Source organism: Novipirellula galeiformis (assembly GCF_007860095.1).
GTDB classification, from domain to species: domain Bacteria; phylum Planctomycetota; class Planctomycetia; order Pirellulales; family Pirellulaceae; genus Novipirellula; species Novipirellula galeiformis.
In genome coordinates, this window is sequence record NZ_SJPT01000001.1 from 788,756 (window position 1) to 801,548 (window position 12,793).

Sequence of the window (12,793 nt, forward strand, 5' to 3'; positions counted from 1 at the left end):
TTTTCATCACGTCGTGGGATCGCCGGCGCCGTGATCATCGGATCGTTCGTGATAAACCGAATCGTGGCGGATTACTTCAGTGCTTTCAGCGTCGGTTTGTGCCAGCACGCAGGCGGATAATGGCGAAACCATCTTATGTACTAAACAATAATCTGCGTTAGGCAGCTGTGGGGGAACCGAAGATGCTCTATTTGCCAACCTACACCGTGCAATCGGTGCACGGGCTTCAGCAAACGTTTCAAGTCAGTGCAAACGGAATGGTCGATACCGGGGGGCTGTTCGTGATGAATTCCACCACGACGACCCCCGAAGTCGAAGGTGAGCCGCCATGCGACCCAACCGGGGCGACCCAAGCTCAGCCATCCGACGCTCGACCTCCCCAAGCTCGCTAGTTGAGGCCACCGGAGGCTTCAAAAAGCTTCAGTGCGTCGACGGTCGGTTTGACGTCGTGAACACGGATCACTTGCGCACCCGCGGCGGCCACGGCTAAAGAAACCCCTAGGGTTGCGGCGGTACGGTCGGCTAATGGATCGCCAATCAGTTTGGCGATGAAGCCTTTTCGCGAGTGTCCGATCAACAACGGCGATCCAAGCTCGACGAACCGCCGCGTCGCTCGCAGCAAGGTCAAGTTGTGCTCGTGCGTCTTGCCGAAGCCGATTCCGGGATCCAAGCAAATGCGGTCGCGACGGATTCCGATGCGCTCACATGCTTGCAATCGCTCGACCAGATATCGTTCGATCTCCGCCACCACATCTTCGTAGCAGGGATCGTCTTGCATCGTTTGCGGGGTGCCCTTCATATGCATGACGCACACGCCGACGCTTCGTTGGCGCGCAAGTTCGCCCATCAACGGATCGCCTTCGAGTCCGGTTACATCGTTGATGATCTCGGCTCCCGCATCGAGAGCTCGTTCGGCGACTTCGGCCTTGGACGTGTCGATGCTGATTGGGATCGTCAATCGTCCGGCCAACTGCTCGATCACGGGCAATACGCGCGAGGTTTCCTGTTCGGCCTCGACGACATCGCTATAGGGCCGTGTGCTCTCGCCGCCGATGTCGATGATGTCGGCGCCGTCGGCCTCCATTTGTAGTGCGACGCGGACCGCGTCTTCGACTTGCCGGTGGGCTCCCCCATCGGAGAAACTGTCGGGCGTGACGTTCAAAATCCCCATCACCAATGGGCGTCGAGCGAACTCCAAACGGCGGCGGCCGATATCCCAGCAATCACAGCGTCGTGGCACGCGGCAATCGCGCGCAGCAGAATGAGCATCAGCGGGGGACTCGAGGGGGCGATCACTAGCAGACATCAAACGAAACAGCCATCACGTCAAAAAGAGTGCAATCAAGAACGCTTGTTTAGCGCTGGTTGCATTCTACTACGGATCGGCTTACCAGCGAAGTTCCATCTGCGAAACCACTCGCTGAGCGAGCTTGTCGATCGCGTCTTGCATTGCCGTATCGATCGATTGCCCCGCTTCGGGGACGAACCGCGAATCTTGGCTGAACGAAATCGTGATGCCACTATTGGGAACGACGGTGTTCTGCATCAACTTTTCACCGCGGCGGCTAACCCAGTCTGCTTGGGCCGAGATCGTGGCATCGAGCGCCCTCGGGTCGTCGGAGGTTGTTTCGGACAACACGACCTTGTTCTCGCCGGTCAGTCGGACGAGCAACGTGCTGTCGGCATTCGGGTCAGAAACCACCTTGAACGGGGTGCGGCTTTCGATCTCCTTGACGAGCGCGAGTGACAACCGCGGTCCCAAGTCATGGCGAAACGTGGTGTTGCGAACCATCGGCACATGCACGGTGCGGATGTCCGATCGATACAGCGACGAGGGGCCGTACTGGTACAACGAGCATCCACCGCACCAGCAAAGCGAGATCGCAATGATGGGGAATAGGCAGGCACGAAGCGTACGGTTGATTTGATTCACGAGTCGATTCACCCTTGCGGTCGCCTACCTTAGCATCGTGGCGCCTTCGGACTCCGGACGCTTGCTGCCATCTTCGAAGGTGGTTTCCAGCGGAGTGGAGCTTTTGGAGTCCGGAAAAACGGTGGTCAGCCACGACAGACGTGGTGTGGGAACGTCAGGTAGTTTTTCAATCTCAGCTAAACGCGTCCGCGCCGTTTCAGCATGCGGCGTATCTTGGTGCATCGTCAGCAATTGTTGGTAGTAGTACCTTGCCGCACCATACTCTTTTTTGTTCTCACGAAAACGAGCCCGGCTGGCTAGGCGTTCTGCGTGATGGAACGAGATCTCCGCGGCAGCACGAGCGACGATGTCGTTGTACTTTTCGTCCTGCAGTTTGTCGGGAAAACGAGTGCGCGTTTGCTGTACAATTTTTTCCGCTTCCTCGAGCACCAAGCCGCTGTAATCGGGGCCCGCGTACATTTCGAGCTTGCAGCGAATCCCCAGCAGGTGAGCCATGAATAAATGGTCGCTGTCGGTGTACGTTTCACGCAAGTCGGTTAAGAACTCGTCGGCCTTCTCAAACTTGCCTTGGCGAATGTGCTCCGCTGCGGCAGCCATGGTGGCGTCATCTGCAAGTTTGCCGGTCGGGTCATCGTAACGAATTTGATCGAGCACCCGGATGGCATGACCGTCGGCGTCCAGCACGGGACGTTTGTGGTCGGTCAGGTTCAAGAACTTCCAATCGTTCTCCGTCGCTTTTTCGGTTTCGATCCAATAACGCGAAATGTTAAACAGCCGAGCGGTGATTCGATCGTTGTGGCGATTGCGTGGGTAGGTCTTCTGCAGCTCGGTGTAGGCTTCGCTCGCTTCGCTCAAGCGATCCGCAAAGAACAAGCTCTCCGCTTGCATGAACATCGCGTCTTGTTGCAGCGCAGTGCCTGGGGACGCTTCGTTGGCACGACGAAACAATTTGGCCGCCTTGTGGAACGTCGTTTTGGCTTCCTTGCCCGACATCGTTCCCGCTTGGCGGAAAGCGGTGTCGCCTTGTTTGTAGAGGTCCTTTGCTTTGTCGACGTTTTCCTGCTCACGCAGGGTGACGAAGTTCATCACTCGCGTCGTGTTTTTTCGTGCTGTGTCGCCAAACGAAGATTCCGCGGAGGTTTGACGAACGCCATCTTCGTCGGGAATGTCGTATACGGACGGTTTCGCTGGAAACAAACTCGGCGGGGGCGTCCATGATTGACAACCCGTCGCGGCGATCAGCGTCCAAGCGGTGATCGTCATCGTGCTGCAGCGACGGATGATCCGCTCCGTCGATTGGATTCGTGTAAACGATCGTCGGCGAAGACTCGGGTGAATCAATAGGGAGAGCAATGATTGCATTGATTGGTCGTATCGCTTCATGCGGTCGGTTCCGTAGGGATCGAGGCAGACGGCTGGGGCTCGGTTTGCACCGACTGCGGCAGCAAGTATTGCGTTCGGGGCACTCTGCCCACGATCGTCTGAATGTATCGGCTCATCACCCCCCTCAGCTCCCCATAAACGTGGGGGGAAACCAAAGTTGGTAGCGATGTTTTGGCATCGACCAAGTCGCGTAACTGTTGGATCACCCGCTGGCGGACGGAGATCACGCTATGCTGGCGCGATGCACACGGCGAGCAAACGATGCCTCCGGTCGCCAACGCAAACGGGATCCGTGGCCCCGATGGCACCACTTCTTTTCCACAATCGGTGCAACGATCCAGTCCCGGCGCATGTCCTAACCGACGCAGCATCTGGGCTTCGTAATAGAGGATGGTCGAGGCAACATCGCCGACGCCATCAATCTGGTTCAAGACTGAAATCGTCAAATCGTAAACATCAACATGAGGGTCATGGTCATCGGTCATCAGTCGCAGAATTTCGGCGACATAGTATCCAGCGTAAACGCGAGCGAGCGAGCGCTCGGCGCCGCGAAATCGGCGATGGAGTTTTGCTTCGGTTAGCAAATCGAGCACATCGCCACTCTTGCGATGAACGACTACACGACAAACGGCCAACAGGTCAAGCGAACCTTCGAAAGGTCCCTTGGGCCGGCGAGCCCCCTTAGCGATCGCGGTCAGCCGTCCAAAGTCACGGGTGAATAGCGTCACCACCAGACTCGTCTCGCTAAATTCCGTAGTGCGAAGAACAATCGCGTGACTTTGCTCGGCCGACAATGGATTCGCCTACGGTTCGTGTTTCGGAGAAGAAAAGAATAAAAAAATTTGTTAACCCCGCTTTGAGGTCGTGAACTTGGGGATCGTCATTGACCACAAATGCTAGCGAGCAAGTTGGGCTCGCTCGATCTGCTAGCATTCAGCTGGCCGCCCCGCCTCATTCAGCCCCGCCTCATTCAGCCCCGCCTCATCCAGCCCAGCCTCATTCAGCCGGGGCCATCCAGCCGCCACCGTTACAGCTCGCCTCGGTCTCCGAGGGAGGAGAGCAGTTCACTCATTTCTGCGGCAGCATGCGAGTCCCCTTGGCTGCGAGCTTCGTTAATTCCGTCGCGCAGATACGCTCGGGCCTCGTCCAAACGCGTCGGATCGTCGTTAGCCAAGTCGGCTAACACTTGTCCGGCCATGAAGAAGGCCGGCACATAGGGGGGGGAGTCCTTAGTGAGCTCATCGAGCCGACGAAGGCTCTGCTCAAAGTCGCCTTCGCTTCTCAGCTCCATCGCGAGACTGTAGCGCAGAAAGGTGTCGTGGGGTTCGTCGGCCAGCATGGCTTCGATTTTTTCACGTCGACTCATCAAGGTTGGCTCTTTGCAAGTGGGAGAGCACCGTCTCGAGAGAGAGAAACAGTGCAAAAGGAACGAAAACGGCTCGTTCCGAATTGTAGCGATTTAGGCTCGATGCGCTAGGTGGAGCGGGATGGAGAGTCGCTTGGATCGACATCGCAGCAAAAGGCAAAATCGGCACAACCGGCAAATTTTAGTCAACTCCGACTCAGTGAAAGGACGATGACCCAAAGGATCCAATTTCCTTTCTAAATTCGTGAGATGTAGGCATGCGCGGTAACCGCAAAATGCTAGTGGCTTCGACGCTATTCGCCATCCCGTTCGCTTTCTTGACGTCATCCGTTTCGGTGGGCGAATCGCCAACAGCTCCGCAATTGGCGTCTCCATCAACGGTTCCAAGTGGCCCCATCGCTCAAGTGGTGGACAAGCAAACTTCGGCCGTGCCAAACGATTTGTTGAACTCCTTGGCGGCGAACAACACTCACCATCACCATCAGTCGCGTGGGATTCTCGACGGCTTGTTCGGCCGTTCTAAAGCTTCGCGATCCTCTGCGGCTAGCACTTCCGCCGCCTCGGCGGATCGTCAGCCAGCCGATTGGAGCGGGATTCCCTATCATGGTGGCACTCAAACACCCGAGGCGGATGAGCGCACCCCGATTCGGGATCCAGGCACTCGTCCCAGCCCCAAGGTCGTTCGTGGGCGTGCTCCCGCTCCGTTGAAGGCGAGCCCCGCTCCGCAAGCAAGTCACTCGCCGACGCTTTCCAAAATTCCTACGCCACCGTCTGACGCGGTGATGATGAAGGAACGCAGTAGCGCCCCGTCGAGCATGAGTGCTGGTACGGTGACTCGCGAAACCGTAAGTCAAACGTCACCGGAGACCAGTGCGCTCTCGAGCGAGTCGAGCAGCCGTCGGCGTGGTCGCCGCGCACTCGATGCCCTCGATCCAGGTGCCATTGAGGCTCCCACGACCTCATCAAACAGCATGGCTGCGACCCCCAAGGCGGCGAAGCCAACGCCCGAGTTGGTTCCCAAAGTCGATCGTCGAGAAATCGTTAGCGAATCGAGTAAGGTTGCCAGCGACGCAAAGTCGGCTGCGAGTGCCTCACAATCCGACTCGGAAGGGTTGGGGGCGAGTCGCGGCAATGGTGCGGGAGCAACCGCCGAAGCCAAATCCATACCGACACCGTCAGCCGATCTCGCTAAATCGGTTGCCAGTCAACCGCAAACCGCGGCCACACAACCGACGCTCGCTCAACCGAAGGTGTCGGGACCTACCGCTGCCCCTCTCGCGGACGCCGCGTCGTCGGTAGCACCGCAGCCGCAAACGGCGGTTGAAACTCCCAACGTGGCAGCGTTACCGAAGGCAACGTCGTCCCCTTCGGCATCGTTGTCGGCTCCTGCTGCGTCATTAGGATTGCCGGATGCGACAACCTCGCTTCAAGCTCCGAATTCCAGTTATCAAACTCCCGACATGCAAAGTGATTCGCCCGCTTCGATGGGGCTTGTTCCGCCAAACCATCTCGCTCCATCGGCGTCGGCGCAAGCGATCTCGCATCGTGCCGGACCTCCTGCGGGCGCATTTGGAACCGAACAATTTGTACCCTCGAGCAGCTTGGGGGCCGCAGATGCCTTGAACAAAGCAACGAGTCAAATTTCCGCTCCCGTTGGATCGGGGATTGCGGGCCAAGACAATCGTCGTAGCGACTCGGCTTCGTCGGACCATGGCGACAACTTTGGCATGCGAACCGAAAAAATGGTGACGTTTGGTCAACCGGTGGAAACACCTGGCGCAGAGCAAACGCCCGCCAGTGCGGCGGCTCCACAAACGCCGCTGTATGACACCCATGCCTATCAAAACAATGCCAAGGAGTCGATCGCCAAAGAAGGCCATCGCAACGATGCCTCGGGCGACAATTTCAGTCAACCACGCTACGATTCGCCGCGTGCCGATTCACAGCAGGCAAACGCGATGCGTACGAGCACCGCGGGATCGGGCTCCTTCGATTCACGACGCGATCCGGGGCCTGGGCAAAACTCGACCGCCTCGGAACTGCCGGGAATCCGCGTCGTTACCTTCGGTCCTGCCTCGATCACCATCCGCCAGACTCAGCAATACGAGATTCGTGTTGAGAACCGGGGTGCCGTTCATGCCGAGGGAGTGATGGTTCGTGCCTTGATTCCGGATTGGGCCGAAGTCCAGGGGCACAACGCTTCGCAAGGTAACATTGATAATCAAACGCAAGGGGATGCCGAGCGTTTGGTGTGGACGATCGAATCGTTACCAGCCGGTTCGGTGGAGCGAATGTTCGTACGCTTGCGAGCCGCGCGAAGTGGAACTCATGACTTGGAAGTCGATTGGACGTTGGCACCCCAGCATGCGACGGCGACGGTCAAAGTGCATGAGCCTCGTTTGGATCTTACGATCGATGGGCCCGATGAAGTCATCTATGGCCAATCGCAAACCTACACCGTTCGCGTCTTGAACCCAGGCGATGGAACGGCACCGAATGTCGTGTTTACTTTGTCACCCAATTCCGCGACGCCTCAAACGCAACGCATCGGTGACATCCCTGCGGGCAAAGAAGCTCAATTCGAAGTCGAGCTCACCGCGCAAGACCTTGTCGATTTGAAAATTCACGGAATGGCTTCCGGGGATCTTGAGCTGCGTGCCGAAGCCGAAAAGACCATTCGCGTCGCCGCGGCGACACTCGAAGCGGTGTTGACCGGTCCTGAAGTCAAGTATCAAAACACCGAGTCGCTTTACAGTTTGCAGGTCCAGAACACCGGTTCGGCGATCAGCGAGCGAATCGTTGCGACCTTGCAATTGCCTGGCGGGGTGAAGTACTTGGGCGGACTCGATGAAGCAAAGTTTGAGCAAGGGACGCTGAAGTGGCAAATCAACGCGTTGGCACCCGGTGCGACTCGCAATTACCAATTCCGTTGTAACATGACCGCGACCGGTGACCAGCGATTCAGTTTCCAGTGCAAAGGTTCGGCCGCAGGCCAAGCGGGGGTTGCCTTGGCAACGCGAGTGGAATCCATCGCCGACCTCGTGTTGACCATCAATGATCCACCAGCACCCGCTCCGATCGGTTCGGACGTGACTTATGAAATCATTGTGCGAAACCGTGGAAGCAAAGAAGCAACCGACGTTCACGCCCTGGCCCAATTCAGTCACGGCATCGAACCGAGCAAGATCGAAGGCCAAAGTGGTGAGATGTTGACGGGGCAAGTCGTATTCGATCCGATTCCTCGCATCGCCGCAGGCCAAGAAGTTCGCTTGCGAGTCGTTGCCAAGGCCGATCGTGCGGGACATCATCGCTTCCGCACCGAAATCCGCTCGGGTGATACCGTGTTGGTGGCGGAAGAGGCAACTCACTACATGAGTCCTCAAAGCGATCGAGTGAGTCGTCGCAGCAGCGACGTGCAAACCCGCTAATCGCAGCGGCGAAAGCGGGCGTCCCCGCCACGGCTCTGAATTGATAATGCAACATCGCCGGTCTCATTTGAGATCGGCGATGTTCGTTTGGAGCCAACGCGTTCATTGGTCGATCGCAACGCGATCGACGCTGAATCACTAGGGGGTGACTTCGATGAACTCGAGCGGTTGCGTTTCGCTGACATCGGCGACGCGAATCGCAAGTTCACCGGCAAGCAGTCTGCGGAACGACTTGCCCACAATGTCGCCTCGCCATCCCTTCAACAGTGACGGTTCGGGATCATTGTTGCGGTGTTCCAATTCGTAACCGAGCAACTCACGCACATCGTCTGCGTTACCGACGATCGGCGGAGCGAGTTTGTGTTGCCGACTGATGCACGCGATCGACGTCGATAGAAATTGGCTCAACATCGGCGAAACCGAACGACGGGTGCCACGAGGACGACGCGGTAGGTCTTCATCCGGTGTATCCAACGCCACGCGAATCGCTTCGGCAATCGCTTCGTATTGACCCGTGTACCCGCGACGTTCGAGACCGCGGATGCTGCGGATCTTGTCGATGTTGGTCGATGCTTTTTTGGCCAATTCGACGAGCAAGTCGTCTCGCATGACACGACGCGGAATTCGATCGGTCTCGCGAGCACGGTCTTCTCGCCATAGCCACAATTGACGAACGGTTTCCAATTGACGTGGGTTCAGCCCCGACGAACCACTGACGCGGTGCCAGTTTTCGCGAGTCTCCGCGTCGATGACTTTCTGCTGCAGATTGTCGGTTTCTTCGGCGACCCAAGTTTCGCGGTTTAGATCACAGACCATCGTGTTGAGTTGTTGGTACATGTTCTCTAAATCGACCACGTCGTGCAGCGCGTACGTGATCTGATCTTTGCTCAAGGGGCGATGACGCCAATTCGTTCGCGTTTCCCCTTTGGGCAACGATTTGCCCACCAACCGCTGAACCAACGTCGCCAGCGATGCGGGGTATTCCATGCCCACAAATCCCGCCGCCAATTGGGTGTCAAATAGACCCGCGATCGGTTTTCCGGAAAAACGATAGCAAAATCGAATCTCTTCACGTGCCGCATGGGCGATCACGATTCGCCCTGGTTGAGAGAGGACCTCCCAAAAGGGATCCGTCGTTTCGACCCGATAGGGATCGATGATCGCCAAGCGGTCCCCAAAAGCGACTTGAATCAAGCACAGTTCGGGGCGATAGCTATCCTCGGATACAAATTCCGTATCAAACCCAACGAAACGGCATTGGGCGATCTCGGCACAGAGATCTTCGAGCTCCGCGTGATTGTTGATGGATTCGTACTTCAAAACGTGACTTTGAATCTTGGGGAACACGGCGAATTGACACTGAGGTGAGCGTCGACTTTACCCCCTTTGATTGCTATCGCCTATCCGGTTTATGTTGCATTGGGTCGAGTTTTTTTCCCCCTCAAAAGCGAAAGCGTTGTTCTGTGACGGATCTGCTAGTCAGTGTGAGGGACGATTCTGAATTTGATATCGCCGTCGCTGCTGGGGTGGCGATCATCGATTTCAAGGAGCCGAGTCGCGGGGCGCTGGCGGCGGTTGAACCGGCGATTTGGCAGTCCGCAGCAAAGAGACTCCCCCATCTGCACGCCAATGATGCCCCTCACCGGACCAGGCCGCTGCTCTCGGCCGCGCTGGGAGAGCCGGAGGATTGGCAAGCCGTGATTAGGCGGCTGCCCGATGCGTTTCAGTTTGCCAAGATCGGCCCCAGCGGGATCGATACCGCCCGAGAGATGAAGCGACTTTGGGGCGAAGCCGCCCTGCATTTGGGGGCGACGACCGAATTGGTGGCCGTCGCGTATGCCGATTTCGAGGCGGCCCATTGCTTGAGTCCGGCTGAAATCTTTCAGCTGGCCGGCCAGTCGGGGTTCCGTCGCTGCTTGGTGGATACCTTTACAAAGGACGGGCGGTCCACCACCGATCATCTTTCTTACGCGGGTTTGCGTGAACTCGGCGAGATTGCGAGCCAGGCGTCGATGCGGTGGGCGATGGCCGGATCGCTCCGCTTGGAGATCGTCGATGATCTCGAAACCCAAGGCATCCTTCCCGATTGCTATGCGGTCCGGGGTGATGTGTGCCAGCACGATCGGGCGGGCAACCTGTCTCCATTGCGGCTGCAACAATGGGTGGACCGTGTGTCGTTGCCGTCGAGGAAACGGTAGACCGGGCCATGTGAATGCTTTGTGGCCCCCAAACCGTGGCCCCTAAACCGTGGCCCCTAAACCGTGGTCCGTCAACCGATCCTGATCGCCGCGAGCGCCGCGATCCGTTGTTACCGAAGCCGTTGTTACCGATGCCGTTGTTACCGATGCCGTTGTTACCGATGCCGTTGTTACCGATGCCGTTGTTACCGATGCCGTAGCGACATTCCGCCGGCACGTTGCGTCTTCGTTCACTCGGCCCAATCGAGCCCGGTCAACGAGATCAACCGGTCTTCGAAATGGCCGATCAAGCCGCCCACAAGGGTCCATTCATCGCGCGATCGCAATTCAATTTCACCGAACTTGTTGATTCGCAAGATGGAGTCACCGTTGACTCCCGATTCATGCATTTGCTTAAGATCGATTTCGCCTTCGTTGACAACGTCTAATAATGTTTTCCCGGTCAGTTCGATAAATTGCATCCCAGATCCTCGGACGAAGATGGCTTCCCAAAACAGCTTTCGGATCGCTCTTAATTTGATCCCCACATTGTAGTTCAGTGTGACTCAAGTGGATGCGGGAAGCGTGAGATTCGCAAAACGATTTTTTCTGTATTGACTTTCCGCCCCGACTTACTGCTGAAGTCGATCGAGCGTTTTTTGCAATTGCCCGATCGTGTAATCGATCGAAGCAATGCGTCCCTCTTGATCGAGCACGACGAGGAACGGCATCGACACCATGCCCAGTTTCGCAGCGACCTCGTTAGCGACTTCGGCGGTGTTGGAGGATTCTGCACGTAAGTTCGGAAACGTGAATTGATTGTGGCGAACAAATTCGTCGACCGGAGCTCCGGTGGGATCCAGATTCACACCCACGATGGCAAGTTTGTCGGGGTCTTGGTCGACCAATTGTTGTAAGTGCGGAATCAATTGCAGCGATTCCGGAAAGCCCGTCGCCCACAACGGCATCAAGACGATTTTGCCACGATAATCCGCTAGCGATAATGCCGAGCCATCCACTGCTTTTAGATCGGGTGCAAACGGTTGACCAATCGCATCTAAACGCGACTTTCGAGCGTCCAAGGCGATCAAAGCTTCTTGACCCGTTGCTGAATTTGCATCCGGAAAACGATCGGAAAGTTCGCGATACGTTGCTTCGGCAAGCTCCTGATGGCCGAGGCCTTCGAATTGAAGCGCCGCACCGGCAAGGTACTGAACCGTTTGCAGATCGGGCGACTCGTTAATCAAAGCTTCCGCGGCAGCTTTCCAATCGGTCGGGTCAACGGATCCGCCTTCGATCGCAAGTCGTAGTAAACGATCGATCTCATCAAATTGCACGCTGCCCGCCAATTGAGCAGCCATCTTTGCGATCTGGGGATCCGTCGAATCAGCATACAAATCAATGATCGTGCCGCGAATCGCCTTCGCTTCAGCATCATGACCGAATTGGGTCAACGTTTGCCGTGCTTGGCCCATGACCATCATCGCAGGAATCTCCGACGAGGCAGGTGAATTGGCTAAATCATGGACCAGTTGAACCATCCGCTTGGGCGCATCTTCGGCTCCGTTTTGCAACGATTCAATCGCAAACCCGATCAACACCAAACGGCTGTCTGTTACCAAGCGTGGGTCGTCGGATTCGAGGTTCGCTTCGGCTAATTTTTCCAGCTCAAGAGCAGCCTTTAAGTCTCCGAGTGCGGCAAGATGCGACAACGATTGTAGTTCGCCGCGGGCGCCATCGCGGCGCGCCTCGGCGTCGGCCGCGGGCATGTTTCGCAATCGTCGGGAGGCTTCCAGTTTTAGCTTCGAGATCCGCTGCATCTCAGCGAACGCTTCCTTCGGATCTTGGATTCCCGCAGTGCCGTTCGCAATCGCCTGCATCGTCCGATCGGCATCTGCCAAAAAATCACGGAGTTCCTGCGGGCTTAAGTCGGCACGCAATTGGCGACGCTTCGAATCCGGCGCGTCGATGACCGATTCCGGTTCGGCTAAGGGCAACATCGCAGGCGCTTGGGCCGGAACGTTGTGAGCCGGAACGTCGGCTTGAGGTGACGACATCGCCTGGCCACCGACCGCGGCGTCTGGACCCTGGGCAGGTTGGCCCGAGGTTGGCGGCAGCGGAGTCAGTGACGAAGGGGCTTGCGGATCAGTCTCGGTGGGAACTGCTAAAGGTAGCTTCGCATCCGCGCCGGCATCCGATGGATTCGTCGTATCACTCTTGCCACATCCTGATAGCAGTGCGACCAGGCAGCTGAGCGATAACCAAACGGTCCATTGAAATGACAGGCGGATTGTTCGCGTCGGGAAGCCGGACAAAAACGAGAGAGGCCAAAGTAAGCTAGGCATAACCAATAACCAGAGACAGAGCGGAAACTCCGAAAGTACCGCGATTGCAGAGATAAAGACAAACGGACCTGATTCTAGCAATCCCCTTGGATGCTGTCGGTAGCGTTTAGGTGTACTGTTGTTGGGAATGGCGCGGAAATCAACTCATTCTTTCGCGTTAT

At 57.0% G+C, this 12,793-nt stretch carries 12 protein-coding genes; 4 read left to right on the top strand and 8 right to left on the bottom strand.

The annotated features are described in order from the left end of the window. Nucleotides 1-182 precede the first annotated feature (182 nt). Nucleotides 183-392 carry a hypothetical protein gene (locus Pla52o_RS02755; RefSeq protein ID WP_146593032.1) on the top strand — a complete coding sequence of 70 codons (210 nt, stop codon included), beginning with the start codon at nucleotides 183-185 and terminating at the stop codon, nucleotides 390-392. Here the strand turns inward: Pla52o_RS02755 and folP are convergent. The 5 genes from folP to Pla52o_RS02780 form a co-directional block, all read right to left on the bottom strand. Then, nucleotides 389-1,240, bottom strand: coding sequence for a dihydropteroate synthase (gene folP, locus Pla52o_RS02760; RefSeq protein WP_449289952.1), 852 nt, complete (start codon nucleotides 1,238-1,240; stop codon nucleotides 389-391). The two genes, Pla52o_RS02755 and folP, sit on opposite strands and share 4 nt — an antisense overlap. 147 nt (nucleotides 1,241-1,387) lie before the next feature. Further along, the gene (gene lptE, locus Pla52o_RS02765) at nucleotides 1,388-1,933 is read right to left on the bottom strand and encodes an LPS assembly lipoprotein LptE (protein ID WP_231612042.1); all 546 of its coding nucleotides are present in this window, start codon (nucleotides 1,931-1,933) and stop codon (nucleotides 1,388-1,390) included. Between the two features lie 24 nt (nucleotides 1,934-1,957). Beyond that, nucleotides 1,958-3,316: a tetratricopeptide repeat protein gene (locus Pla52o_RS02770; protein WP_231612043.1), complete on the bottom strand. Its 1,359-nt coding sequence runs from the start codon at nucleotides 3,314-3,316 to the stop codon at nucleotides 1,958-1,960. Continuing rightward, nucleotides 3,313-4,110 carry a DNA repair protein RecO gene (gene recO / locus Pla52o_RS02775; protein ID WP_146593034.1) on the bottom strand — a complete coding sequence of 266 codons (798 nt, stop codon included), beginning with the start codon at nucleotides 4,108-4,110 and terminating at the stop codon, nucleotides 3,313-3,315. The genes Pla52o_RS02770 and recO overlap by 4 nt, the downstream gene beginning before the upstream one ends. A 233-nt stretch (nucleotides 4,111-4,343) precedes the next feature. Continuing rightward, complete coding sequence (locus Pla52o_RS02780; protein ID WP_146593035.1) at nucleotides 4,344-4,682, bottom strand: tetratricopeptide repeat protein; 339 nt, start codon at nucleotides 4,680-4,682, stop codon at nucleotides 4,344-4,346. A gap of 275 nt (nucleotides 4,683-4,957) precedes the next feature. Here Pla52o_RS02780 and Pla52o_RS02785 point away from each other — a divergent pair, with 275 nt between their 5' ends. After that, nucleotides 4,958-8,110, top strand: coding sequence for a DUF11 domain-containing protein (locus Pla52o_RS02785; protein WP_146593036.1), 3,153 nt, complete (start codon nucleotides 4,958-4,960; stop codon nucleotides 8,108-8,110). A gap of 138 nt (nucleotides 8,111-8,248) precedes the next feature. Here the strand turns inward: Pla52o_RS02785 and Pla52o_RS02790 are convergent, their stop codons facing one another. Further along, complete coding sequence (locus Pla52o_RS02790; RefSeq protein ID WP_146593526.1) at nucleotides 8,249-9,430, bottom strand: ribonuclease D; 1,182 nt, start codon at nucleotides 9,428-9,430, stop codon at nucleotides 8,249-8,251. Between the two features lie 143 nt (nucleotides 9,431-9,573). Here Pla52o_RS02790 and Pla52o_RS02795 point away from each other — a divergent pair, with 143 nt between their 5' ends. After that, complete coding sequence (locus tag Pla52o_RS02795) at nucleotides 9,574-10,308, top strand: (5-formylfuran-3-yl)methyl phosphate synthase (protein WP_197168954.1); 735 nt, start codon at nucleotides 9,574-9,576, stop codon at nucleotides 10,306-10,308. Between the two features lie 35 nt (nucleotides 10,309-10,343). Next, nucleotides 10,344-10,508 (top strand): hypothetical protein, encoded by a 165-nt coding sequence (locus Pla52o_RS26590; RefSeq protein WP_197168955.1) that lies wholly within the window; start codon nucleotides 10,344-10,346, stop codon nucleotides 10,506-10,508. 30 nt (nucleotides 10,509-10,538) lie between these two features. Here the strand turns inward: Pla52o_RS26590 and Pla52o_RS02800 are convergent, their stop codons facing one another. Next, the gene (locus tag Pla52o_RS02800) at nucleotides 10,539-10,769 is read right to left on the bottom strand and encodes a hypothetical protein (protein ID WP_146593037.1); all 231 of its coding nucleotides are present in this window, start codon (nucleotides 10,767-10,769) and stop codon (nucleotides 10,539-10,541) included. Nucleotides 10,770-10,919: 150 nt separating this feature from the next. Continuing rightward, the gene (locus Pla52o_RS02805) at nucleotides 10,920-12,632 is read right to left on the bottom strand and encodes a TlpA disulfide reductase family protein (RefSeq protein WP_146593038.1); all 1,713 of its coding nucleotides are present in this window, start codon (nucleotides 12,630-12,632) and stop codon (nucleotides 10,920-10,922) included. Between the last annotated feature and the right edge of the window lie 161 nt (nucleotides 12,633-12,793).

Coding starts and splice junctions, on each gene's coding strand:
- Pla52o_RS02785 (WP_146593036.1), top strand. CDS start 4,958: ATGCTAGTGGCTTCGACGCTATTCGCCATCCCGTTCGCTTTCTTGACG.
- Pla52o_RS02770 (WP_231612043.1), bottom strand. CDS start 3,316: ATGAAGCGATACGACCAATCAATGCAATCATTGCTCTCCCTATTGATT.
- Pla52o_RS02755 (WP_146593032.1), top strand. CDS start 183: ATGCTCTATTTGCCAACCTACACCGTGCAATCGGTGCACGGGCTTCAG.
- Pla52o_RS02800 (WP_146593037.1), bottom strand. CDS start 10,769: ATGCAATTTATCGAACTGACCGGGAAAACATTATTAGACGTTGTCAAC.
- Pla52o_RS02805 (WP_146593038.1), bottom strand. CDS start 12,632: ATGCCTAGCTTACTTTGGCCTCTCTCGTTTTTGTCCGGCTTCCCGACG.
- Pla52o_RS02780 (WP_146593035.1), bottom strand. CDS start 4,682: ATGAGTCGACGTGAAAAAATCGAAGCCATGCTGGCCGACGAACCCCAC.